This is a genomic window from Herbaspirillum sp. AP02, assembly GCF_015767275.1.
In the GTDB taxonomy this organism is placed as follows: domain Bacteria; phylum Pseudomonadota; class Gammaproteobacteria; order Burkholderiales; family Burkholderiaceae_D; genus Herbaspirillum.
The window spans coordinates 519,133-544,295 of the sequence record NZ_JADWMY010000001.1; the positions used below are offsets into that span (position 1 = coordinate 519,133).

20 protein-coding genes are annotated in these 25,163 nt (G+C 62.6%); 4 read left to right on the forward strand and 16 right to left on the reverse strand.

Annotation, left to right across the window (positions count from 1 at the left end):
- Positions 1–10: 10 nt before the first annotated feature.
- The 14 genes from lpxB to rpsB all read right to left on the reverse strand — a co-directional run bounded on the left by lpxB (position 11) and on the right by rpsB (position 14,713).
- On the reverse strand, positions 11–1,186 hold the full coding sequence (lpxB, locus tag I5R65_RS02275; RefSeq protein ID WP_196872099.1) for a lipid-A-disaccharide synthase: 1,176 nt from the start codon (positions 1,184–1,186) through the stop codon (positions 11–13).
- A complete protein-coding gene (gene lpxA / locus I5R65_RS02280) occupies positions 1,170–1,958 on the reverse strand; it encodes an acyl-ACP--UDP-N-acetylglucosamine O-acyltransferase (protein WP_196872100.1) in 789 nt (262 codons plus the stop codon). Before lpxA ends, lpxB begins: the two co-directional genes overlap by 17 nt.
- Before the next feature lie 131 nt (positions 1,959–2,089).
- Positions 2,090–2,554 (reverse strand): 3-hydroxyacyl-ACP dehydratase FabZ, encoded by a 465-nt coding sequence (gene fabZ, locus I5R65_RS02285; protein ID WP_196872101.1) that lies wholly within the window; start codon positions 2,552–2,554, stop codon positions 2,090–2,092.
- Positions 2,547–3,635 (reverse strand): UDP-3-O-(3-hydroxymyristoyl)glucosamine N-acyltransferase, encoded by a 1,089-nt coding sequence (gene lpxD, locus I5R65_RS02290; protein ID WP_196872102.1) that lies wholly within the window; start codon positions 3,633–3,635, stop codon positions 2,547–2,549. The genes fabZ and lpxD overlap by 8 nt, the downstream gene beginning before the upstream one ends.
- Positions 3,636–3,763: 128 nt before the next feature.
- Complete coding sequence (locus tag I5R65_RS02295) at positions 3,764–4,273, reverse strand: OmpH family outer membrane protein (RefSeq protein ID WP_231395038.1); 510 nt, start codon at positions 4,271–4,273, stop codon at positions 3,764–3,766.
- Positions 4,274–4,318: 45 nt separating this feature from the next.
- Positions 4,319–6,700 (reverse strand): outer membrane protein assembly factor BamA, encoded by a 2,382-nt coding sequence (bamA, locus tag I5R65_RS02300; protein ID WP_196872104.1) that lies wholly within the window; start codon positions 6,698–6,700, stop codon positions 4,319–4,321.
- A gap of 188 nt (positions 6,701–6,888) precedes the next feature.
- The gene (gene rseP / locus I5R65_RS02305) at positions 6,889–8,262 is read right to left on the reverse strand and encodes an RIP metalloprotease RseP (RefSeq protein WP_196872105.1); all 1,374 of its coding nucleotides are present in this window, start codon (positions 8,260–8,262) and stop codon (positions 6,889–6,891) included.
- The gene (gene ispC, locus I5R65_RS02310; RefSeq protein ID WP_196872106.1) at positions 8,259–9,431 is read right to left on the reverse strand and encodes a 1-deoxy-D-xylulose-5-phosphate reductoisomerase; all 1,173 of its coding nucleotides are present in this window, start codon (positions 9,429–9,431) and stop codon (positions 8,259–8,261) included. The genes rseP and ispC overlap by 4 nt, the downstream gene beginning before the upstream one ends.
- A 26-nt stretch (positions 9,432–9,457) precedes the next feature.
- Positions 9,458–10,285 (reverse strand): phosphatidate cytidylyltransferase, encoded by an 828-nt coding sequence (locus I5R65_RS02315; RefSeq protein ID WP_196872107.1) that lies wholly within the window; start codon positions 10,283–10,285, stop codon positions 9,458–9,460.
- Entirely contained in the window at positions 10,285–11,043 is a 759-nt protein-coding gene (uppS, locus tag I5R65_RS02320; protein ID WP_077237119.1) for a polyprenyl diphosphate synthase, read from the reverse strand. Before uppS ends, I5R65_RS02315 begins: the two co-directional genes overlap by 1 nt.
- A gap of 200 nt (positions 11,044–11,243) precedes the next feature.
- Positions 11,244–11,804, reverse strand: coding sequence for a ribosome recycling factor (frr, locus tag I5R65_RS02325; RefSeq protein ID WP_196872108.1), 561 nt, complete (start codon positions 11,802–11,804; stop codon positions 11,244–11,246).
- Between the two features lie 116 nt (positions 11,805–11,920).
- Positions 11,921–12,637 carry a UMP kinase gene (pyrH, locus tag I5R65_RS02330; RefSeq protein WP_006462540.1) on the reverse strand — a complete coding sequence of 239 codons (717 nt, stop codon included), beginning with the start codon at positions 12,635–12,637 and terminating at the stop codon, positions 11,921–11,923.
- A gap of 310 nt (positions 12,638–12,947) precedes the next feature.
- Entirely contained in the window at positions 12,948–13,835 is an 888-nt protein-coding gene (tsf, locus tag I5R65_RS02335) for a translation elongation factor Ts (RefSeq protein ID WP_196872109.1), read from the reverse strand.
- Positions 13,836–13,972: 137 nt separating this feature from the next.
- A complete protein-coding gene (gene rpsB, locus I5R65_RS02340; protein WP_196872110.1) occupies positions 13,973–14,713 on the reverse strand; it encodes a 30S ribosomal protein S2 in 741 nt (246 codons plus the stop codon).
- Positions 14,714–15,064: 351 nt separating this feature from the next.
- On the opposite strand from rpsB, the gene map reads away from it, so the two are divergent.
- The 3 genes from map (at position 15,065) to I5R65_RS02355 (ending at position 19,452) form a co-directional block, all read left to right on the forward strand.
- Positions 15,065–15,889, forward strand: a complete 825-nt coding sequence (gene map / locus I5R65_RS02345; protein WP_196872111.1) for a type I methionyl aminopeptidase — start codon at positions 15,065–15,067, stop codon at positions 15,887–15,889.
- A 154-nt stretch (positions 15,890–16,043) separates the two neighbouring features.
- Positions 16,044–18,596, forward strand: coding sequence for a [protein-PII] uridylyltransferase (locus I5R65_RS02350; RefSeq protein ID WP_196872112.1), 2,553 nt, complete (start codon positions 16,044–16,046; stop codon positions 18,594–18,596).
- A gap of 109 nt (positions 18,597–18,705) precedes the next feature.
- Positions 18,706–19,452, forward strand: a complete 747-nt coding sequence (locus I5R65_RS02355; RefSeq protein ID WP_196872113.1) for a pseudouridine synthase — start codon at positions 18,706–18,708, stop codon at positions 19,450–19,452.
- 80 nt (positions 19,453–19,532) lie between these two features.
- On the opposite strand, the gene I5R65_RS02360 is transcribed toward I5R65_RS02355, so the two are convergent.
- Positions 19,533–20,018 carry a DUF1854 domain-containing protein gene (locus I5R65_RS02360; RefSeq protein WP_196872114.1) on the reverse strand — a complete coding sequence of 162 codons (486 nt, stop codon included), beginning with the start codon at positions 20,016–20,018 and terminating at the stop codon, positions 19,533–19,535.
- 4 nt (positions 20,019–20,022) lie between these two features.
- Positions 20,023–22,305, reverse strand: a complete 2,283-nt coding sequence (locus tag I5R65_RS02365) for an ABC transporter ATP-binding protein (protein ID WP_196872115.1) — start codon at positions 22,303–22,305, stop codon at positions 20,023–20,025.
- Positions 22,306–22,949: 644 nt separating this feature from the next.
- Between I5R65_RS02365 and cphA the strand changes: the two genes are divergently transcribed.
- Entirely contained in the window at positions 22,950–25,148 is a 2,199-nt protein-coding gene (gene cphA, locus I5R65_RS02370; RefSeq protein ID WP_196872116.1) for a cyanophycin synthetase, read from the forward strand.
- Positions 25,149–25,163: the final 15 nt, after the last annotated feature.

Below are 25,163 nucleotides of genomic sequence, written 5' to 3' on the forward strand. Positions count from 1 at the left end.
CTGTCCAGAGTCAGCGACGACGGGCGCCGATGACCTCGCACACGGCATTGGCGCTCTCGCGACTGGTATCGCGCAGCAGTGCGTGGTGCATGTCGGCAAAGCGCCGCAGCAGGCGCTGCTGGTGGGCGTGGTCTTCCAACTGGTGCCACATGGCATCGGCCAGTGCGGTCGGGGTCGCCTGGTGCTGCAGCAGCTCCGGCACCAGGAAGTCCCGGGCCAGGATATTGGGCAGGCCCACCCAGGGCTGGTAGGCCATGTGACGCATGATCTGGTACGAGGCCCAGTTGACCTTGTAGGAGATCACCATCGGCTTCTTGTACAGCGCCACTTCCAGCGAGGCCGTACCGGAGGCCACCAGCACCGCATCCGAGGCCTCCATGGCGCTGTGCGACTGGCCGCGGATGACCTGGATTTCCAGGTCTTCGTAGCCACCCTGGCGAATCTGTTCCTGGAAGAATGCCATCTGGTGATCGCCGGCCATGGGCGTGACGAACTGCAATTGTCCGTCACGCTGCCTGAGCAGGCGCGCCGCCGCCAGGAAGCCTTCACCGTTCTGCTTGAGCTCGCTCATGCGGCTGCCCGGCAGGATGGCCACCACCCGCCCCGGTCCGGTCAGACCCAGGCGCTGGCGGGCGCCTGCGGTATCCGGTTGCAGCGGAATCACCTCAGCCAGGGGATGGCCGACATAGGTCACCGGAACGCCAGCCTTGCGGTAGATGCTTTCCTCGAAAGGGAAGATGACCAGCATGTGCGATACCGCACGCTGGATCTTCTTGATGCGCCAGCCTCGCCAGGCCCAGATCTGCGGGCCAATGAAATGGATGGTCGGGATGCCGGCCTTCTTGAGCTGCTCCTCCAGCCCCAGGTTGAACCCCGGGTAATCGACGCCGACGAAGGCGTCCGGCCGGTCGGCCAGCAGCTTGTCGCGCAGCGCGTCCTGGATGCCCTTGATCTCGCGATAGCGCGGAATCACTTCGAACAGGCCGCGCACGGTCAGCTTGTCCATCGGCCAGTGGCTGGTGAAACCTTGTGCGGCCATATGCTCGCCGCCGATGCCGTGCAGGCGTGCCTGCGGCAGGCGTTCGCGCACGCCCGCCAGCAGCCGGCTGCCGAGCAGGTCGCCTGAACTCTCGCCGGCCACCAGTGCAATCGACTGGCGCCGCGTGATGTCAGCGGATGATGCCACGGGCCGAAGCCTCGATGAACTCGCGCAACATGCGGATGTACTGGGCCGAATCGGCAGACTTGGCTTCCATCTGTGCCAGCTCCTGCTTGGCCTGCTCCAGCGGCAGGTTGGCGCGGTAGATCAGCTTGTAGGCGCGCTTGATCTCCATGATCTGCTCGCTGCTGAAGCCCCGACGCTTGAGGCCTTCGCTATTGATGCCGGCCGGGACCGCACGGTTGCCGGCGGCCGTCACGAAGGGCGGCACGTCCTGGCTCACCGCCGCGGTGAAGGCGGTCATGGCATGCGCGCCGATGTGGCAGAACTGGTGCACGGTGGTGAACCCACCCAGGAAGACGTAATCGCCCAGGTGAACGTGACCGGCCAGCGTGGCATTGTTGGCCAGGATGATGTTGTTGCCCAGCTGGCAATCGTGGGCCAGGTGGACGTAGGCCATGATCCAGTTGTCATTGCCGATGCGGGTGGCGCCGGCATCCTGGACGGTGCCACGGTTGAAGGTGACGAATTCGCGGATGGTGTTGCGGTCACCGATCTCGACGGTGGTCGGCTCGCCGGCGTACTTCTTGTCCTGGGGCGCCGCGCCGATGGAGGCGAACTGGAAAATCTCGTTGTCGCGGCCGATGCGGGTGTGGCCTTCGATGACCACATGCGGACCGATGCGGGTGCCTGCACCGATGCGCACATCAGGGCCGATGACGGCATAGGCGCCGATCTCGACCGATTCATCGATCTGGGCTCCGGGGGCAATCACTGCGCTTGGATGGATCTTGGACATATCCTGTGCTTCGCTTGGGTTCGCTGGATGCGCACATTGCCAAATTGCAACATGCACAATGAATCAGGCCCGGCGCGACCTTGCCGATCGCCGCCGGGCCTACCTTGCAGCCTGCCGTCAGGCCGGCCGGGTCAGGCGCTCTGGCTGGCGTCGGCGGCGCTGCGCATGGTGCACATGAGGTCGCCTTCGACTGCCACCTGGCCATCGACGGTGGCCACGGCGCGGTACTTCCAGATGCCACGGGCGCGACGGGTGATCTCGACTTCCATCTTCAACTGGTCGCCCGGCTCCACCGGACGCTTGAAGCGCGCATTGTCGATGCCCACGAAATAGACCACGGTGTTTTCGTCAGGCTTGCGGCCTTCGGTCAGGAAGGACAGCAGCGCGGCGGTCTGGGCCAGCGCCTCGATCATCAGCACGCCCGGCATCACCGGCTTGTGCGGGAAGTGGCCGTTGAAGAATTCTTCATTCACGGTCACGTTCTTGATCGCGGTGATGGTCTTGCCGCTCTCCCAGTTCAGCACGCGATCGACCAGCAGCATCGGGTAACGGTGCGGCAGGTACTGTTTGATTTGATTGATGTCGAGGCTATTCATTCTCTTCTTGATTCTCTGAAAGCGGGGCTTGGCCCGCTTGTTCTTGTGTCAACGTTTTGAGCGATTTTTCCAACGCCCGGATTTTCTCACGCATCGTGCCCAGATTGCGCACTAATGCCGCCGATTTTTCCCAGTCGCGGTGTTCCGTGATGGGATAGAAACCGGTGTACTGGCCTGGCGCCAGAATGGAACGCAGGGCCAAGGTGCCAGCCGAGACATGGACCTTGTCCACGATGGTGATGTGACCATGGATCATGGCCGCGCCACCGATGGAACAATACTTGCCGATGCGGGCGCTGCCGGCGATGCCGGCGCAGGCGGCAATGGCGGTATGGGCACCGATGTGGCAGTTGTGGGCTATCTGGATTTGGTTGTCGAGCTTGACGCCCTCCTCGATCACGGTATCGGCCAGCGCGCCACGGTCGATGGTGGTATTGGCACCGATTTCAACGTCGTCGCCGATCATCACGCGGCCCACCTGGGGAATCTTGATCCACTGGCCGGCCTCGTTGGCGAAACCGAAGCCGTCTGCGCCAATCACGGCGCCGGAATGGACGATGCCACGGGCGCCGATTTCGCAGGCGTAATGCAACGTGGCACGGGCGTGGAAATGGGTATCCTCGCCCACACTGGCATGGTGACCGATGAAACTGCCGGCATCGATGCGGGCACGCGCGCCGATGACGGCACCGGCTTCGATCACCACCAGCGGACCGATCACGGCATCCGGTGCCACGCTGGCAGCGGGGTCGACCACGGCACTGGGATGGATGCCGGCTGGCGGTACCGCCTCGGCCAGGGCCTGGAAGATCTGCGCGGCACGGGCGAAATAGGCGTAAGGATTGCGGGTGACGATGCGGGCGCCGGCATAGCCCTGTACCTGGACGTCATCGGCCTCGGACAGGATCAGCGCCGCTGCCTGGGTCTGGTCGGCTTGTGCGCGGAATTTGGGATTGGAGAGGAAGGTGATGTGGCTGGAACCTGCGGCATCCAGCGGCGCGATGCCCTGGACTGCGATGTTCGCATCACCCTTCAACTGCCCGCCCAAGCGCTCGACCAATTGCTCCAGTCGAATACTCATCTTGGCTTTCCGAATGATAGGCGTTGCCTGGAATTACGATAAAACGAAAGCCGCCTGCATGGCGGCCCCTGAAGCGACATGCGGGCGCCAGGGCGTTGCTGCCCCGCGCCCGCACGGCGGTCATGCAATTACTTGGCCAGTTCCTTGAGCACCTTGTCGGTGATGTCGATACGCTTGCTGGCGTAGACGGCTTCCTGGAACACGATGTCGTACTTCTCGGCTTCGGCGATCTGGCGGATCACCTTGTTGGTGCGTTCCAGCACCACGGCCAGTTCTTCATTGCGGCGCTGGTTCAGGTCTTCACGGAACTCGCGCTGCTTGCGCTGGAATTCCTTGTCCAGGTCGGACAGGTCACGCTGACGCTTGGCGCGGTCGGAATCGGACAGCACGGCGGCGTCCTTGTCCAGCTTGTCGGACTGGGCCTTCAGACGGGCAGCCATGTCTTGCAGCTCACGATCACGCTTGGCGAATTCGGCTTCCAGCTTGGATTGGGCAGCCTTGGCCGGGGCCGCTTCACGGAAGATGCGCTCGGTGCTGACGAAGGCGATTTTCGAGCTTTCCTGCGCATGCGCAGGGGCAAAGCTCAACAGGCAGGCAGCCATCACGATGGTCTGCAGGGACAGGAACGATTTGGTCATGAACTTCAAGATTACTCTCCGTATTACGAATCAATGATGACTGCTTTAGAAGCCGGTACCCAGTTGGAACTGGAAGGTTTGAGACTTGTCACCCGTCTTCAGGTTCAATGGCTTACCGAAGCTGAGCTTCAGAGGACCGATTGGCGACACCCAGCTGATACCCACGCCGGCCGAATAGCGCAGGTCGTTGACCTTGATGTTTTCGCCATCGGCGAAGACGTTGCCGCCGTCAAAGAAGGTGAACCAGCGCAGCGTACGATCCTGGCCGGACCCCGGGAACGGGAATTGTAACTCCACGTTGCCGTACAGACGCGATGCGCCACCCATGGAGTCGCCATACTGGTCCTTGAGGCTACCCAGCGACGAAGCCTCATAGCCGCGCACGGTGCCGATACCGCCGGCATAGTAGTTCTTGAACACCGGATAGGGCTTGCTGCCGATGCCGCGGCCGTAATCGACTTCACCGTTCAGGGCCAGGGTAACGGCCTTGCTGAAGAAGGGCTGGAAGTACTGGTGCTGGTAGCTGGCACGGTAGTACTTCAGGGTACCAAGGTACGAGACTTCCAGGTTGGCACGCTGATAGCGGCCGGACGTCGGAACCAGGGCCGAGTCACGGCCGTCACGCTGCCACGCCACGGTCAGCGGGATGCTGGTGGTACGGGCACTGCCGATACCGCACGTTGCCCCCGAGGAGACGTCGGTCACATCGCAACCTGCCGAGCCGGCGCCGCCGAAGTCGCGCACATACTGGCGGTACAGCGAGGGGCTGGTGCTGTCGGTGCTGACGTTGGTGTTTTCCAGGCCGATACCGAAGAAGACGCGATCCAGTTCCGAGAACGGCACGCCGAACTTGATGCTGCCGCCCAGCGTCTTGACGCGATAATCACCCGTCGTGTAGACCGAGGGACGGATCGTGCGCAAGTAGATTTCATAGGTGCGGCTGATGCCGTCATCGGTGAAATACGGGTTGGTGGTCGACAGCGAGATCGTGCGGTAGCGCGAGCTGGTGTTGATGTCGATGCCCACGGTATTGCCGCTGCCGAAGGCGTTTTCCTGCGAGATCGAGCCCGTCAGGCTGAGCTTGTCGGATTGCGAGAAGCCGGCGCCGACCATGATGTTGCCGGTCGGCTTTTCCTCGACCTTCATGTTCACGTCCACCTGGTCGGTGGTGCCCGCCACTTCCGGCGTATCGACGGTCACTTCCTTGAAGTAGCCCAGACGGTCCACGCGATCGCGCGAGAGCTTGATCTTCTCGCCGTCATACCAGGAATCCTCGAACTGGCGGAATTCGCGACGGATCACTTCATCGCGAGTCTTGGTGTTGCCGGCGATGTTGACGTGGCGCACGTAGACGCGCTTGCCCGGGTCGACCATGATGGTGAAGGCGACTTCCTTCTTTTCGCGATCGACATTGGGGTTGGCATTGACGTTGGCGAAGGCATAACCGAAATTGCCCAGGCGCTCGCCGATCTTCTTGGTGCTGTCGGTGAGCTTGGCGCCGGAATAGACATCACCCGGCTTCAGCTGCACCAGCTTGGACAGTTCCGGCTCCATGCCGAACATCTCGCCTTCGAGCTTCACGCCGGAGACGGTGTACTTCTCGCCTTCCTTGACGTTGACCGTGATGTAGATGTCTTTCTTGTCGGGCGTGATCGACACCTGGGTCGACTCGACCTGCATTTCCAGGTAGCCGCGATCCAGGTAGTAGGAACGCAGGGTTTCGATGTCACCCTGCAGTTTTTCCTTGGAATACTGGTCGGCCTTGGTGTACCAGGTGAACCAGCCCGGGGTGGTCAGCTTGATCTGGTCACGCAGGGTGCTGTCGGAGAACACCTTGTTGCCGACGAAATTGATTTGCTTGATGCGCGAGACTTCGCCTTCATCCACCGAGAAGGTAATGGCCACGCGATTGCGCTCGACCGGGGTCACGGTGGTGGACACCTTGGCACCGTACAGGCCGCGCGACAGGTACTGGCGCTTCAGTTCCTGCTCGGCACGATCGACCTGGGAGCGGTCGAAGATGCGCGACTCGGCCACGCCAATTTCCTTCAGGGCCTTGGTCAGTTGTTCCTTGTCGAATTCCTTGATGCCGGAGAAATCGACGCTGGCGATGGCCGGACGCTCGACCACCTGCACCACCAGCACGTCGCCTTCGGCCTCGATGCGCACATCGCGGAAGAAGCCGGTGGCATACAGCGCCTTGATGGCGGCAGTGGCCTTTTCATCGTTGAACGTGTCGCCCACGCGCACCGGCAGGTAGCTGAAGACCGTGCCGGCCTCGGTACGCTGGATGCCTTCGACGCGGATATCCTTGACCACGAAGGGCGTGACCGCCATGGCCTGGCTGGAGCACAGGGCAAAAGCGGCTGCGGCGATCAGGCGACGGGAGAAGGTCGGAATGGGATGTTGCGCAGGGTGTAATTTCATCTATCGTTCATCAACAGTTTTTCGCCGTGACACTGCCTGACAAGATGCTGGTAAGGAATTGAAAACGGATCCCAGATCCATTGCCAATTGCTTAACAACTGCCATCGGGCTTGGCCGGCAAATGTAAAAAATCCGGTCTTTCGCGCCGCCCCGCCGCTGGTATCGCCGGGGCCGGCATCAGGCCGGATTCATCCTTGGAACATCAGTCGCACGATATCGTTGAATGCGGCCACGAGCATCAGCGCCATCAGTAAACCCAGGCCGGCACGCTGCGCGATTTCCCCAAACCGTTCGGAAACGGGCCGTCCTGTCAAAATCTCCAGCGCATAATACAGCAAATGACCGCCATCTAAAACCGGGATTGGCAAGAGATTCATCACGCCGAGGCTGATACTGATGAAGGCCAGGAAGCTCAGATAGCTGACCAGACCCACTCGCGCAGTCTGTCCGGCATAGTCGGCAATGGTGATGGGGCCGGTAATGTTCTTCAGCGAGACCTGGCCGATGATCATCTTGCCGATCATCTTGATGGTCATCGCACTGGTATCCCAGGTGCGCTGCGCACCCTTGGCCACGGCGGTCAGGGGGCCATCGCTGACGGTGGCCATCTCGGGCGCCAACGGCACTTCCACCTTGATGCGACCGATACGCTTGCCGCTGTCGCCCTCTTCCACCGCATCCGGGGTCACGCGCACCTCGAAGCGGTTGCCGCCACGCACGCCTTCCAGCAGCAATGGCTTGCCGGCCGATTCACGAACCTTTTCGACAAAGGCCAGGCCATCCTGGACCGGAACTGCGTCGATGGCGGTGATGCGGTCACCGCTCTGCAGCCCGGCCGCCTTGGCCGGACCCTCCATGATCTTGCCCAGCACCGCCGGTGGACGTGCCAGAGCCAGGCCCAGCTTACCCAGGAAATCGCCTTCCAGCTCGTTGCTGTCGATGTCGGCCAGACGCAGTGTCACGCTATTGAGCAGCTTGCCGCCGCCGTTCGGATTGGGCCGCTCCACATCCACGCGGGCATCGGCCTTCTCCAGCACCAGTTGCATCAGCTTCCAGCGCACCTCCGACCAGATCTGCACCGGTGCACCGTTGATGGCGGTGATGCGATCACCGGCGCGCAGTCCGGCCTGGTAGGCAGCACTTTGCTGGACAGCGGCACGCAACACAGGCACCGGCTCGGGCACGCCATGCATGTAGAGCCCTGCAAAGAGCAGGATGGCCAGCAGGAAATTGGCCATCGGCCCGGCTGCCACGATGGCAATGCGACGCCATACCGACTGACGGGTGAATTCGCGCTTGAGGTCGGCTTCGGGGATGTCTTCCAGTGGTTGCTCGCGGGCATCGAGCATCTTGACGTACCCGCCCAGCGGCAGGATCGACAGCGCCCACTCGGTCTGATCACGCCCGAAGCGCCGCGACCAGATCACCCGCCCCATACCCACCGAGAAACGTAGTACCTTGACCCCGCACCAGCGGGCGACCAGGTAATGGCCCAGTTCGTGCACCACCACCAGGCTGCCCAGGGCGACAAAGAAAGCGATCAGGGTATGCAGCAGAGTCATCGTGAAATCAGGGCCTCGGCGTGGGTGCGTGCCTGCCGGTCCTGCTCCAGCAAGGCGGCAATGTCGTCGGCTTGGCGGTTGGGGATGGCAGACATGACCTCTTGGATCAGGGGAGCGATCTTCCCGAAGCCGATACGGCGCTCCAGGAAGGCTTGCACGGCAACCTCGTTGGCGGCGTTAAGGATCGCCGCCAGCGTGCCGCCGGCTCGCAGGGCATCATACGCCAGTTTCAGGCAGGGAAAGCGCCGATAGTCAGGCGCCGAGAAGGAGAGCTGCGCGATCTGCGCCAGGTCCAGCGGCGCCACGCCAGAGGCGATACGCTCCGGATACGCCAGCGCATTGGCGATCGGGGTGCGCATATCGGGGTTGCCCAACTGCGCCAGCACCGAGCCGTCGGCGTAGGACACCATGGAATGGATCACGCTCTGGGGATGGATCACCACTTCGATCTTGTCGGCCGGCGCACCGAAAAGCCAGTGCGCCTCGATCACTTCCAGGCCCTTGTTCATCATGGTGGCCGAATCCACCGAAATCTTGCGCCCCATCACCCACTTGGGATGCGCCACCGCCTCTTCCACCGTCACCTGGTCCAGGGTGCTGACGTCACGGTTCAGGAAAGGCCCGCCGGAGGCCGTCAGCAGGATCTTCTCGACGCCGTGCGCCGGCATCGAACGGCTGTAGTCCGCCGGCAGGCACTGGAAAATGGCGTTGTGCTCGCTATCGATGGGCAGGAGACTGGCACCATGGGCAGCCACCGTGTCCATCAGCAACTGGCCGGAGATGACCAGGGCTTCCTTGTTGGCCAGCAATATCTTCTTGCCGGCACGGGCGGCGGCCAGCGTCGATGCCAGGCCGGCAGCGCCCACGATGGCGGCCATGACCATGTCGCAACCATCGGCGGCAGCGATATCGCACAGGGCTTGCGGCCCGTAGGCCACTTCGATCTGCAGATCGGCAGCACGCAAGCGCTGCTGCAGCTCGGCCGCCGCGTCAGCCGAACCGACCACGGCCACTTGCGGGCGGAAACGCTGACATTGCTCGGCCAGTTCGGCCACGCGCGCATGCGCGCTCAGCGCATGGACGCGGTAACGGTCCGGGTGACGGGCGACCACATCCAGCGTGGACACGCCGATGGAACCGGTGGAACCGAGAATGCTGATGGACTGCATGAAGTTTCCAGAAGGAAAGCGGCGGCTCAGGCAGCCGCCAGCCAGAGGTCGACCAGCGCCGCCAAGGGCAGCACCGGGATGAGCGCATCGATGCGGTCGAGCACGCCGCCGTGACCGGGCAGCAGATTGCTGCTGTCCTTCATGCCGGCACGCCGCTTGAGCTGGGACTCGAAGAGGTCACCCACCACGCTGGCCACCACCATCAGGCTCAAGGCACCGACAAAGCCAGCCCAGCCCCAACGATTGAAGAGGTGATACTGGAAGGTCTCGCCCGCGCTCATGGACATGGCCACGGCCGCCGAAATCACCAGCACCGCCAGCCAGCCGCCGATGGCACCTTCCCAGGACTTGCCCGGAGAAATGGTCGGCGCGAGCTTGTGGCGACCGAAACCCTTGCCAGCGAAATAGGCGCCGATATCAGCCACCCAGACCACCGCCATCACCGACAGCAGATACAGCGGCGAACGCTGGAACAGATCGACGATGGCCACGAAGCAGCCCAGGATGGACAGCATGTAGGTCGCATTGAGCAGGCGGTTGCCGAATGCCTCGATCCTGGGCAGGCCCAGCCCCAGGGCCGGTACGAACCGCAACGTCCACAACAGCACGCACAGCACGTAGAGCGGCCGCACGCTGGGCAGTCCGCTGAAGAACAGGATCACGCAGAAGACCAGCGTCCATACCACTGCCCACAAGGTCGGACGCGGGCTCTTGAAGAGGCGGAAACATTCCCAGGCGCCAGCGGCGAAAAACACCAGCGCGGCCATGGCAAAGGCCGGGAAATAGTCGAAATACAGGATCGGCAACAGGATTGCCAGCAGGATCAACGCCGTGATGACACGCGTCTTGAGCATCAGGAAGCCTTTTTCTGGTCCAGCACCTGAGCACTGGTGCGCCCGAAGCGGCGCTCGCGTTGTTGATAGGAGCCGATCGCCACGTCCAGCGCCTTGGCATCGAAGTCGGGCCAGAAGGTTTCGGTGAAGTACAGCTCGCTGTAGGCCAGTTGCCACAGCAGGAAATTGGAGATGCGCTGCTCGCCACCGGTGCGGATGAACAGATCCGGCTCCGGCGCGTAGGCCATGGCCAGGTAGGGTGCCAGTTCTTCCTCGGTGTAATCGGACACGCCGGGCTTGTCCTTGACCATGCGGGAGACTGCCTGCATGACGTCCCACCGGCCACCGTAATTGGCACAGACGGTCAAGGTCAGGCGGCTGTTGCCGGCAGTCTGGGCTTCGGCCTTGGCAGCCATTTCCTGCAATTTGGGATCGAAACGGCTCATGTCGCCGACGATCTTGAGGCGGATGCCGTTGTTGGCCATCTTACCCACTTCGCGCTCCAGCACGGTCATGAACAGGCGCATCAGCACCGACACCTCATCGGCCGGGCGACGCCAGTTCTCGGAACTGAAGGCAAACAGGGTCAGGAATTCGATGCCGCGTTCGGCGCTGGCCTCGACGATGGAACGTACTGCGTCCACCCCCTTGGCATGCCCCGCCACGCGCGGCAGGAAACGCTTGGTCGCCCAACGACCGTTGCCGTCCATGATGATGGCAACATGGCGCGGAACCGCGGAAGAATCCGGAACCGCAAGAGTTGAGCTTTGATGCTTCATGAAAATAATTTAGTGCATTTCGGTGCATGGGGAACGGGGCAGCACCTCATGGTAACGGGGCCCGGACGCTTTGACAAACCAGCCGCCCACGCCCTGCCCCACCCGAATTGCTCCCCCGCTGCGCGCCGGCACATTTGCTGTCTTTGAATTCTCGTGCAGCGCGACCGCCTGTGCAGTCGCGCGCGGGCTTGCCGGACGACCTACACGGTCATCACTTCCTTTTCCTTGTCGCCCACCAGCTTGTCGATCTCGGCGACGAACTTGTCAGTCAGCTTCTGGATTTCGTCCTGGCCGCGGCGCTCGTCATCTTCCGAGGCGACCTTGTCCTTGACCAGCTTCTTCAGACCTTCGTTGCCTTCGCGACGGATGTTGCGCACCGCGATCTTGGCATCTTCGGCTTCGCTCTTGACCAGCTTGACCATTTCCTTGCGGCGCTCTTCGGTCAGCGGCGGCATCGGCACGCGGATCAGTTCGCCGTGGGTGGCCGGATTCAGGCCCAGGTCGGCTTCACGGATGGCCTTTTCGACTGCACCGACCATCTTCTTCTCGTACGGCTGCACGCCGATGGTGCGGGCATCGATCAGGGTCAGGTTGGCGACCTGCGACAGACCGGTCGGCGAACCGTAGTAATCGACCATCACCTGATCCAGCAGGCCGGTATGGGCGCGGCCGGTACGGACCTTGGCCAGGTTGGCCTTCAGGGTCTCGATGGATTTACCCATCTTCTGTTCAGTATTTTTCTTGACGTCAGCGACACTCATGCTGCTCTCCTAACTTGGTGCAATAACTTGGCTTTTCTGGATGGCAAATGCCTGAAAGAGGGGCATTGTAAACGGGAATGACCGGCCTGCGGCCGGTTTCTGCTCCGCAATACGGCTCAGACGTGGACCAGGGTCCCCTCATCGTCACCCATGACCACGCTCTTGAGCGCACCCGGCTTGACGATGGAAAACACCTTGATCGGCAGCTTCTGGTCGCGGCACAGCGCGAAGGCGGTGGCATCCATTACCTGCAGATGCTTGGCAATGGCTTCGTCGAAGGAAATCGACTGGTAGCGGGTAGCCGCCGGATCCTTCTTGGGGTCGGCGGTGTAGACGCCATCCACCTTGGTGGCCTTGAGCACGATCTGGGCGCCGATTTCCGAGCCACGCAGGGCAGCAGCGGTATCGGTGGTGAAGAAGGGGTTGCCGGTACCGGCGGCGAAGACCACGATCTTGCCTTCTTCCAGGTATTGCAAGGCCTTGGGGCGCACATAGGGCTCGACCACCTGCTCGATGCCGATGGCAGACATCACGCGGGCCGTCAGGCCGGCCTGGCGCATGGCATCGGCCAGGGCCAGCGAGTTCATGACGGTGGCCAGCATGCCCATGTAGTCGGCGGTCGCACGATCCATGCCCTGGGCGCCCGGCGCGACGCCGCGGAAGATGTTGCCACCACCGATCACGATGGCCAGTTCCACGCCCAGTTTGCTGATTTCTGCTACATCCGCGACCATGCGTTCGATGGTCGCGCGATTGATACCGTAGGCGTCGTCGCCCATCAGTGCTTCGCCGGAGAGTTTGAGGAGTACGCGCTTATAAGCAGGTGTTGTCATTGCAGGGCTCCGTGTTCTTTCCGATGTTGAATTACGTGTTGACGCGTCGGCACTCGCTGTCACCCGACGAAACGGCGCGATTTCGTCATCTGGGTGTAGCCCGAACGCATGAGGGGGTTACTGCTGCGCCCTACTCTATTGCTGCTACTGCTACTGCTACTGCCAAAGCTAGTACCACCAGCATCATTTCCACTGCACCTGCGACGGGTTCACCCGGCAGGCAACCCAGAGGATAGATGCAGCCGCCTCCGAAAGTTCCCGGGGGCCAGCTTAAAAAAACGGGCCTCTCGGCCCGTTTTTCTTGCAACGCTTACTGAGCTTGTTTCGCTGCAGCCACTTGCGCAGCCACTTCAGCAGCGAAGTCGTCCTGCTTCTTCTCGATGCCTTCGCCCACCACGTACATGGCGAACGACTTGACGGTCGCATTGGAAGCCTTGAGCATCTGCTCGACGCTTTGCTTGTCGTTCTTCACGAAAGCCTGGTTGAACAGGGAGACTTCCTTCAGGTACTTCTGCACCGAACCGTCCACCATCTTGGCGACGATGTCAGCCGGCTTGCCGGATTCGGCAGCCTTCAGGGCGGCGACCGAGCGTTCCTTCTCGATCAGGTCGGCCGGCACTTGCTCAGCCGACAGGGCGACCGGCTTCATGGCAGCGATGTGCATGGCCACGTCCTTGCCCACTTGCTCGTCGGCACCGTCGAACTCGACGATGACGCCGATACGGGTACCGTGCAGGTAGGAAGCCAGCTTGCCGCTGGTTTCGAAACGCTGGAAGCGACGGAACGACATGTTTTCGCCGATGCGGCCGATCAGTTCGGTACGCACTTCTTCCAGGGTCTTGCCGTCGGCCAGCTTGCAGGCGCCCAGGGCAGCCACATCAGCCGGGTTTTGCTCGACCACCAGCTTGGCAGCGGCCTCGACCAGACCGATGAACTCATCGTTCTTGGTCACGAAGTCGGTTTCGCAGTTCACTTCGACCAACGCGCCGACGTTGCCAGCGATGTAGGTCGAGATCACGCCTTCTGCGGTGATGCGGGAAGAGGCCTTGGAAGCCTTGCTGCCCAGCTTGACGCGCAGAATCTCTTCCGCCTTGGCCATGTCGCCAGCGGCTTCGGTCAGCGCCTTCTTGCATTCCATCATCGGCGCGTCGGTCTTCGCGCGCAGATCGCCCACCATTGCTGCGGTAATTGCCGCCATACTATTCTCCTGACTTGAAGGCATCCCGCGTCTTGCGGCATGCCTGAAACTCGAAAATTGAATCAAAAAAAAGGGGCCACTGCGTCACTACCCGCTGTCACCCCTTTTTGTACTACCGTACTACCGGAAGAGCAGAATCAAGCCTGCTCGACCTCGACGAATTCATCGCCCTTGACTGCTTCGACGACGTCGTTGACCGCATTGGCACGGCCTTCCAGCACGGCGTCAGCCATGCCGCGAGCGTACAGTGCGATGGCCTTGGCGGAGTCATCGTTACCCGGGATCACGTAGGTGACGCCTTCGGGCGAGTGGTTGGTATCGACCACGCCGATGACCGGGATACCCAGCTTGGCGGCTTCGGTGATGGCGCCCTTGTGGTAGCCGACGTCGATGACGAAGATGGCGTCAGGAATGCCACCCATGTCCTTGATGCCGCCAATGGCCTTCTGCAGCTTTTCCTGTTCACGGCTGAACAGCAGGGCTTCCTTCTTGGACAGCTTCTCGACGGAACCGTCTTCGATGGCCGCTTCCATGTCCTTCAGACGCTTGATCGAGGTCTTGATGGTCTTGAAGTTGGTCAGCATGCCGCCCAGCCAGCGCTGATCGACGTAAGGCACGCCAGCGCGTTGCGCTTCGGCCGACAGGATGTCACGTGCCTGGCGCTTGGTGCCGACGAACAGGATGGTGCCGCGGTTGGACGACAGTTGACGCACGTATTTTTGCGCCTCCTGGTACATGCCCAGGGTCTTTTCCAGGTTGACGATGTGAATCTTGTTGCGATGGCCGAAAATGAAGGGGGCCATCTTGGGGTTCCAGAAGCGGGTTTGGTGACCGAAGTGGACACCGGCTTCCAGCATTTCGCGCATGGTAACGGACATGAATTTCTCCAGGGTTAGGTCTGGAATCCGCTCGGTCATCCGGCTCATGCAGCCAGACACCCTTTTAGCGAACGGATTCGCGTTTCAAAAGATATTTACGACGATTTTTACGACATATGTTGCCAAAAAGATATGAAGATTCATTCCGCACACCGATTCCAGCAACCGACCTGTGGTTTCAGATCAGCCCGGCATTTTACTCGACCCCGCCCTTTTGTTCAAGTAGCACGTCAAATTGCCAAAAATAGCCTCAGATTGTCATTCGGCCCGCCGCCATGGCCGGCAGAACAGAAACCACCCCCGTCGTCTATAATCCCGACTTGACGATTTTCTAGCGAATTGCGATTCATCATGGGCAATATCACCATCAAGACCGCCGAAGACATCGAAGGCATGCGCGTGGCTGGCCGCCTGGCCGCCGAGGTGCTGGACTACATCACCCCCTTCGTGAAGCCCGGCGTGACCACCGGCGAGATCGACCGCCTCTGCCACGAATACATGAGCAATGTACAAGGCAGCATCCCGGCGCCGCTGAATTACTGCCCACCCGGCTATACCCCCTATCCCAAGGCCATCTGCACCTCGCTCAATGACGTGATCTGCCACGGCATCCCCGGCGACAAGGTGATGAAGAACGGCGACGTGCTCAACATCGATGTCACGATCATCAAGGATGGCTACCACGGCGATACCAGCCGCATGTTCTTCCTGGGCGAGCCCTCCATCCTGGCACGCCGCCTGACCGAGATCACCTACGAATGCATGTGGCTGGGCATCTCCAAGATCAAGCCGGGTGCTCATCTGGGCGACATCGGTCACGTCATCCAGCAGCATGCCGAAAAGGCCGGTTATAGCGTCGTGCGCGAGTTCTGTGGCCACGGCATCGGCAAGGTCTTCCACGAAGAGCCGCAGGTGCTGCACTACGGCCGCCCCGGCACCCTGGAAAAGCTGGAAGCCGGCATGATCTTCACGGTCGAACCCATGATCAACGCCGGCCGCCGCGAAATCCGCGAGATGGGCGATGGCTGGACCATCAAGACCAAGGACCGCAGCCTGTCGGCGCAGTGGGAACACACCGTTCTGGTGACCGAGACCGGTTTCGAGGTACTGACGGTGTCGCCCGGCATGCCGGCGCCGCCTGCCTTCGTCCAGAACCCGGTCACGGCCGCGGCCTGAGCGAACGATGGCGGGGCAAGCAACGGCGACGCCATCTTCCCCGCCCGCAGTTTCCGGCATGAAACCTGCTAATGGCCCGGGGCCGCATGGGGATGCGGCCCCGACCGTTGATGGCGCCACCCCGGCGCCCTGCCTCCTTTGAACGAAGCCACCGATGCCCACTCTCGCCATCACGCTCAAGAAACAGCTCAAGGCCGCGCGCCAGCAAGCCATCGATGTGTTCCAGTCCAATCACAAGACAGAACAACTGCTGGCGCAATTGCGCCGCAACGTCGATGAAGCGCTGACCCAAGCCTGGGAAGAACTGGGCATGTCCGGCAATGCCGCGCTGGTGGCCGTGGGCGGCTATGGTCGCGGCGAACTGTTCCCGCATTCGGACGTGGATGTGCTGATCCTGCTGGACCAGGCGCCGGACGCCGCCAAGAAGGAAAAGCTGGAGTCGCTGGTGCAACTGTTCTGGGACATTGGCCTGGAAATCGGCCATAGCATCCGCACCATCGACGAATGCCTGGACGAATCGGCGGCCGACATCACGGTCCAGACCAGCCTGCTGGAAGCGCGTCTGGTCACCGGCAACCGCGCCCTCTTCAAGCGTCTGCAGGAGCGTTACCACGCCGCGCTCGATCCGCTGGCCTTCTTCCAGGCCAAGACCCTGGAAATGCGCCAGCGCCACGTGAAATATGAAGATACCCCCTACAGCCTGGAACCCAACTGCAAGGAAAGCCCCGGTGGGCTGCGCGACCTGCAGGTGATCCTGTGGGTCGCCAAGGCGGCCGGCCTTGGCAATTCCTGGGGCGAGCTGGCCGAGCATGGCATGCTGACCTCCACGGAGGCGCGCCAGTTGCGCCAGAAGGAACGCGCCTTCAAGGACATCCGCATCCGCCTGCACATCCTCACCGACCGCCGCGAAGACCGGCTGGTGTTCGATATCCAGACCCAACTGGCCGAAACCTTCGGCTTCAAGACCACCGATACCCGTCGTGCCAGCGAATACCTGATGCAGCGCTACTACTGGGCCGCCAAGGCGGTGACCCAGTTGAACACCATCCTGCTGCAGAACATCGAAGCCCACCTGTTCCCGCAGCAGGCGGTGCCACGCCAGATCAACGAGCGTTTCAACGAGGTCAACGGCTTCCTCGACATCGCCCATGACAAGGTGTTCGAAGACACCCCCTCGGCCATGCTGGAGGTGTTCCTGGTGCTCTCCGAGCATCCCGAGCTCAAGGACATGTCGGCCCGCACCATGCGCGCCCTCTGGCATGCGCGCTTCAAGATCGACAATGCTTTCCGCAACGATCCGCACAACCATCGCCTGTTCATGCAGATCATCCAGAGCAAGCGCGGCATCACCCATGCCCTGCGCGGGATGAACGCAACCAGCGTGCTGGGCCGCTACCTGCCCAATTTCCGCCAGATCGTCGGGCAGATGCAGCACGACCTGTTCCACGTCTACACGGTGGACCAGCACATCCTGATGGTGGTGCGCAATGTACGTCGCTTCACCATGAGCGAACATGCGCATGAATACCCCTTCTGCAGCCAGCTGATGGCCAACTTCGGCCAGCCCTGGGTGCTGTACGTCGCCGCCCTGTTCCACGACATCGCCAAGGGGCGTGGCGGCGATCACTCCAAGCTGGGCATGGCCGATGCGCGGGCCTTCTGCCTGCAGCATGGCATTTCGGAAGAAAACACCGAGCTGATCGTGTTCCTGGTCGAGCAGCACCTGGCCATGTCGCACGTGGCGCAGAAGCAGGACATGTCGGACCCCGACGTCATCACCGCCTTCGCCCAGCTGGTCAAGGACGAGCGCCACCTGACCGCGCTCTACCTGCTGACCGTGGCCGATATCCGCGGCACCAGCCCCAAGGTCTGGAACGCCTGGAAGGGCAAGCTGCTGGAAGACCTGTATCGCATGACCCTGCGCGTGCTGGGCGGCGAAGCGCCCTCGGCCGACCGCGAGCTCAAGAATACCCAGCAGGAAGCCATCAAGACCCTGCGCCTGTACGGTCTGCCGGCCGACGCCCACGAACAGCTGTGGAAGCAGCTGGACGTGGCCTACTTCCTGCGCCACGACGCCTCCGATATCGCCTGGCAGACGCGCTGCTTCTACGACAAGGTCGATACTGGAGTGCCGCTGGTACGCTGCCGCCTGGCGCCCATCGGCGAAGGCGTGCAGGTGGCCGTCTATACGCCCGACCGCCCCGACCTGTTCGCGCGCATCTGCAGCTATTTCGATGAAAAAAGCTTCAGTATCTTCGACGCCAAGATCCACACCACCCGCAACAACTACGCGCTGGATGCCTTCCTCATCAATGCCCCGGTGTTCGCCAAGAACTACCGCGACATCATCAACCTGATCGAACACGAACTGGGCGCCCTGCTGCAGTCGGAGCAGCCGCTGCCGCCCCCTTCCAAGGCCCGCCTGTCGCGCCTGTCGCGCACCTTCCCGGTCAATCCCTCGGTGGATCTGCGTCCGGACGAACGCGGTCAGTACTACCTGCTGTCGGTCTCGGCCAATGACCGCGCCGGCCTGCTGTACTCGATTTCCAACGTGCTGGCCAAGTACCGGATCAACCTGCACACCGCCAAGGTGATGACCCTGGGCGAGCGGGTGGAAGACGTGTTCCTGATCGACGGCCCGGGCCTGTCCCAGCCGCGCAACCAGATCCTGCTGGAAACCGAACTATTGCATACCCTGCGCATCTGACCCCACCTGCACCGGCAGGGCCGCCGCCAGTCTGGCGCGCCGGCCTTGCCGGCCTTACAATCTCACCCTCGCCGCTGGCCGGCTCCCTGTTTTTCGCAAGGCAATCCCCATGACTGAACCTGTACGACTTTCCAAACGCATGTCCGAACTCGGCCTGTGCTCGCGCCGCGAGGCAGACGAATGGATAGAAAAGGGCTGGGTGCGGGTCGACGGCGTGGTGGTGTCGGTGCTGGGCAGCAAGGTGCTGCCGCACCAGAAGGTCACCGTGGAACGTCAGGCTAGCGCCGAACAGGCGCAGCGCGTGACGATCCTGATCAACAAGCCCATGGGCTACGTCAGCGGCCAGGCCGAAGACGGCTACAAGCCCGCCGTGGTGCTGGTCAACGAACAATCGCGCTGGGCCGAAGACCAGACCGACATGCGCTACCACCCGCGCCAGCTGAAGAGCCTGGTACCGGCCGGGCGACTGGACATCGACTCCGTCGGCCTGCTGGTGCTGACCCAGGACGGCCGCATTGCCAAGCAACTGATCGGCGAGGACTCGGCGGTCGACAAGGAATACCTGGTGCGGGTGCAATACACCCGCCCCGGCAAGCTGCCCGAGTCCGACCTCAAGCGCCTCAACCATGGCCTCATCATGGACGGCAAGCCGCTGCGCCCGGCCAAGGTGGCCTGGCAGAACGAAGACCAGTTGCGCTTTATCCTGCGTGAAGGCAAGAAACGCCAGATCCGCCGCATGTGCGACATGGTGGGACTGAAGGTGATCGGCCTGAAACGCGTGCGCATCGGCGGCGTCAAGCTGGGCGAGCTGCCGGTGGGGCAATGGCGCTATCTGCGGCCTGACGAAAAGTTCTAGAAGTTCAGATCACTGCCCGCAAACAAGAACGGCCCTGACTCACCATCAGGGCCGTTGCTTTGTGCCTGGCAGAAAAAGGATCAGAGGAAGCGATCCAGGATCTTGCGGCTCGTCTTGTCCAGCGCCTTCTGGTCGCGGATCAGGAACTGGATGCCGTGGCTGTCGGCAATCAGGAGCGCCGGTGCCGCCAGGCGGCGGATATCCTCTTCCCCCTTGAGGGTGAAGGTCGTGGTGCCACGGGTGGTCTGCACGGTCCAGTCGCTGGGCGTGGCGAAGGTCGAGACGCTGACGATGCGCTCGATCTCGGGCATGAATTCGCGGCTGGCCAGCTCTTCCTCGATGAACTGGCGCGCGCTCCCGGCGAGCTCATCCAACGTATCGATCCAGGCCAGTTCATGGCCATCGCTGCTGACCAGCGACAGGCCGCGATCCGGCGCAGAGACCGGAAAGGCACGCACCGGAATCACGTTCTCATGGGCCACGCCGTCAGCATCGGTGAGCACCAGGCGGCCGAAGCTATTGCGCTGCAGATGCCAGGACGGCTGGGCAAGGGTGGTAGTGGTCATGGCTTCAATCGCCCTTCTCTTCGTCGCTCACCGAGACGTCGGCATCCCCGTCGGGATTGCGCGCCTGGGCCTGGTAGAGCTTGTAGTAATGCCCTTCGCGGGCCATCAGTTCTTCATGATTGCCGACCTCGACCACCTGGCCGCGATCCAGCACCACCAGGCGGTCCGCCTTGCGCAGCGTGGACAGGCGGTGGGCAATGGCGATCGTGGTCCGGCCTTGCACCAGGTTGTCCAGGGCTTTCTGGATTTCCTTTTCGGTGGTGGTATCGACCGAGGAAGTGGCCTCATCCAGGATCAGGATGCGCGGATCGATCAGCAGCGCCCGTGCAATCGAGATGCGCTGGCGCTCGCCGCCCGACAGCGCCTGCCCGCGTTCGCCGACCAGCGAATCGTAACCCTGCGGCAGGCGCAGGATGAATTCGTGGGCATGGGCGGCACGGGCGGCGGCGATGATTTCCTCGCGGCTGGCCTCGGGCTTGCCGTAGGCGATGTTCTCGGCGATCGTGCCGAAGAACAGGAAAGGCTCCTGCAGCACCAGCCCGATGTTGCGGCGGTATTCGGAAATCGGCAGCGAGCGGATGTCCACGCCATCGATGCGGATCGCCCCTTCGGAGACATCGTAGAAACGGCAGATCAGGTTGACCATGGTCGACTTGCCCGAACCGCTGTGGCCGACCAGGCCGATCATCTCGCCCGGGGCAATCGACAGGCTCATGTTGCGGATCACCGCGCGGTTGCCGTAGCGGAAGCCGATATTGCGTACTTCGATGGCACCCTGCACCTTTTCCAGGTGCACCGGGTTGGCCGGCTCCGGCACGCTGGAGACGTGATCCAGGATGTCGAAGATGCGCTTGGCGCCGGCGGCCGCCTTCTGCGTGACCGACACGATGCGGCTCATCGAATCCAGGCGCGTATAGAAGCGGCTGATGTAGGCCAGGAAGGCCGTCAGCACACCCACCGTGATCTGGTTGCTGGAGACCTGCCAGATCCCGAACACCCACACCACCAGCAGACCCACTTCGGTCAGGAAGGTGACGGTCGGCGTAAACAGCGACCAGATCTTGTTGACCCGGTCATTGACCATCAGGTTGTGGCGGTTGGCCTCGCGAAAACGGGCCACTTCGCGCTTTTCCTGGGCGAAGGCCTTGACCACGCGGATGCCGGGGATGGTATCGGCCAGCACGTTGGTCACCTCAGACCAGATGCGGTCGATCTTCTCGAAGCCGTGACGCAGGCGGTCGCGCACCACATGGATCATCCAGGCGATGAAGGGCAGCGGCAACAGGGTCACCAGCGCCAGCCAGGGATTGATGGAGATCAGGATGGCCGCCGTCATGATGATCATCAGCACATCAATGGCGAAGTCCAGCAGGTGCAGCGAAAGGAAGACGCAGATGCGGTCGGTCTCGGAGCCGATGCGCGCCATCAGGTCGCCGGTACGCTTGCCGCCGAAATATTCCTGCGACAGCCGCAGCAGGTGCGCATAGGTGGTGGTGCGCAGGTCGGCCCCGATGCGCTCGGACACCAGCGCCAGGATGTAGGTGCGCGCCCAGCCCAGGCCCCAGGCCAGCAGCGCCGCGCCCAGCAGGCCCGACAGATAGAGCGTGGCCAGATGGGTATCGATGGGCGTACCGTTCTGGAACGGGATCAGTACATTGTCCATCAGCGGCATGGTCATGTAGGGCGGCACCAGGGTGGCGGCAGTCGAGGCCAGCGTCAGCAGGAAGCCCAGCAGCAGCGAGCCCTTGTAGGGCTTGGCAAAGCGCGACAGGCGGAACAGCGCCCAGGTGGACGGCGGCGCTTCCTTGGTCTCGGGGCAGATGGCACAGGTTTCCTGGCCTTCCGGCAGGACCGCCTTGCAGGTTGGGCAGACATCGCCCTCCTCCTCAGCCTGCACGCCCGAGGCCAGCAGGTCGCGTTGCTGCTCGAACAACTTGATCAGGCGCAGCGCCTGCGGGTTCTGCGCCAGCGTGTAGCGCCAGGCCGCCAGGCGGCCAGCACTGTCGCACAGTTCCAGCGTCCCCACGCCAGCATGGTCATGGTGTTTCAATTGCAGATCGGATCCGTAGGTCCATTCCTGCCAGACGCGACCGTCGGCAGAGCTGGAGAGCAGGCGGCGGTCGGTCGCCAGCACCAGCGAACGGGAGAATTGCAGCTGGGCGTCCAGGTCCAGGTCCAGTTCCAGCCAGGCCAGCACGGCTTCGCCAGGCGCCAGGCGGGCAGCGGTTTCCGTTTGCCAGCGCTCGGGCAGGCTGGCGGTCGCGGAAGGATGTGAGTCAGTAGTCATGTAACGGCAACGTTGAGGCCCGAAGTGAGCAGTTTGGCTATTGTTTTATGGATGAGCAGGTCTCGTCGGACCGCTTGCAACGCCTCAGCGGCGAGCAGCGCGCGATTATAGCGCAGCGCCCTTCGCTCCCCGCCGGCATCGTGCATGCCAGGTGGGCGACCAGCGTCATCCGATAACGCGAGAACCGGCAAATCGGTGCACCGGGGCAGACATCGATAGATGCTTTCCCGTCCGATGCGAATGACATGACGCCGTCGCCGAAGCGTTTTTTGTGTCCGGCTTAGCACGATCGGGGAACAGTCTGCGACAATATCGTTCACTTCCTTCCCCCCTGCATAAATACACAGATGACTTTCGTCCCGTTCCTGCGCCCCGTTGATCCGCCGCCCGGACCGAGGCCAGGCAGTCGCCTTTCTCCCAGACAAGAAAATCAGGCGTCGTTCTGTCGTATCCAGTAAACCAAACGCCGCCCTGCGCGTTAGTGAACCATGCGCTATTCTGACAGAGTGCTGACCGGCCTGCGCCGGGCTTCACATGACGGCGGCGACAAATGTATCTGCGGTACCTGCAGTACGGGCAGCATCGGCACTTCAGCAGCTTCGGCAATCCAGGCTTAGGCCAACACAGCGGCACACCAACCACACATGAAAAATATCGAATTCCTCCGTTTCCTGAACCTCAAGGGTCCGAACATCTGGACTTACCGTTCCGCTCTCGAAGTGTGGATCGATATCGGCGAACTGGAAGACTGCCCCTCCAACACCATTCCCGGCTTCCCGGACCGCCTGACCACCTGGCTGCCGACCCTGATCGAACACCGCTGCAGCTATGAAGAGCGCGGCGGCTTCGTGCGCCGCCTGCACGAGGGCACCTGGCCCGGCCACATCCTGGAACACGTCACCCTGGAACTGCAGAACCTGGCCGGCCTGCCCGGCGGCTTCGGCAAGGCCCGCGAAACCAATGTTCGGGGCGTCTACAAGGTGGTGGTGCGTGCCCGCCACGAAACCGTCACCCGCGCCGCCCTCTTCGCCGCCCGCGATCTGGTGATGGCTGCCATCGAAGATCGTCCTTACGACCTCGACGGCACCCTCTCCAAGCTGCGCCGCATGGTGGACCGCCTGTGCCTGGGCCCCAGCACCGCCTGCATCGTGGACGCCGCCGACGAGCGCCGCATCCCCACCATCCGCCTGTCCGAAGGCAACCTGGTGCAACTGGGCCACGGCTGCAAGTCACGTCGCATCTGGACTGCCGAATCCGACCAGACCAGCGCCATCGCCGAAGGCATCTCGCGCGACAAGGACCTGACCAAGTCGCTGCTGGAGACCTGCGGCGTACCCGTCCCTGAAGGTCGTCTGGTGGAAAGCCCCGAAGACGCCTGGGATGCTGCCCAGGACATCGGCCTGCCGGTGGTCGTCAAGCCCTGCGATGCCAACCATGGCCGTGGCGTCTTCATCGACCTGAACACCCGCGAGGAAATCGAGACCGCCTACAAGGTCGCGCTGGAAGAAGGCAGCGGTGTACTGGTCGAACGCTTCGTGCCAGGCCTGGAACACCGCCTGCTGATCGTCGGCGGCAAGCTGGCTGCAGCGGCCCGTGGCGAACCCATCTTCATCGTCGGCGATGGCAAGTCCACCGTCCAGGACTTGCTGGACGAACTGAACCGCGACCCGCGTCGCGGCCTGCTGGAAGAACATCTGCTGGACCCGGTACTGCTGGAACGCGAACCGGCTGCCGCGCTGGAACTGCAACGCCAGGAGCTGACCACCGAGTCGATCCCCGCCGCCGGCCGCCGCATCCTGTTGCTGCGCAATGGCAACGTTTCCTCCGACATCACCGACCTGGTCCACCCCAGCGTGGCCGCCGCCGCCTCGCTGGCCGCACGCATCGTCGGCCTGGACATCGCCGGCGTGGACATCGTGGCCGAAGACATCTCGCGCCCGCTGGCCGACCAGGGCGGTGCCATCGTCGAAGTCAATGCCGGCCCCGGCCTGCTGATGCACTTGAAGCCTTCCGACGGCAAGCCGCGTCCGGTTGGCGAGGCCATCATCGACAACCTGTTCGGCCCGGAAGAAAACGGCCGCATCCCCATCGTCGGCGTCACCGGCACCCACGGCAAGACCACCATCTCGCGCCTGATCGCGCGCATCGTGCACCTCTCGGGCAAGCACGTGGGCCTGGCCTGCGGCGATGGCCTGTACTTCGGCGAACGCCAGATCGAACGCGGCAACCGCGCCAACTGGGATGCCGCGCACCGCGTGCTGCTGAACCGCGCCGTGGAAGCCGCCGTGTTCGAGAACGGCAGCGCTGCCGTCCTGGCCGAAGGCCTGGCCTACGACCGCTGCCTGGTAGGCGTGGTCGCCAACATCGACCCCAACGACAGCCTGCCCGAGTTCTACATCGAGAACGCCGAACAGATCGCCACCAAGGTCAAGCGCACCCAGGTCGACCTGGTCCTGCCCGATGGCGCGGCCGTGCTCAATGCCGACGACCCGCTGGTGGCCGACATGGCCCAGCTGTGCGATGGCGAGGTGATCTTCTTCAGCACCGACCCGGCCTCCGAACTGCTGGCCGGCCACTTGAAGGAAGGCGGCCGCGCCGTGTTCCTGCGCGGCGGGGACCTGATCCAGGCCGACGGCCAACGCGAATGCAAGGTCAGCTCGGTGGATGCCATCCCGCTGACCGAAAACGGCGCCGTCGCCTATCAGGTCGAGAACGTGCTGGCCGCCGTAGGTGCTGCCTGGGCGCTGGGCATCGGCCCCGAAGTGATTCGCGCCGGCATCGAGCTCTTCGGTACCGAACGGGCCGAAGAGCAAGGCCTGAAGTTCAAGAGCCAGGTGGCATAAGGCGCGGCCACCAGC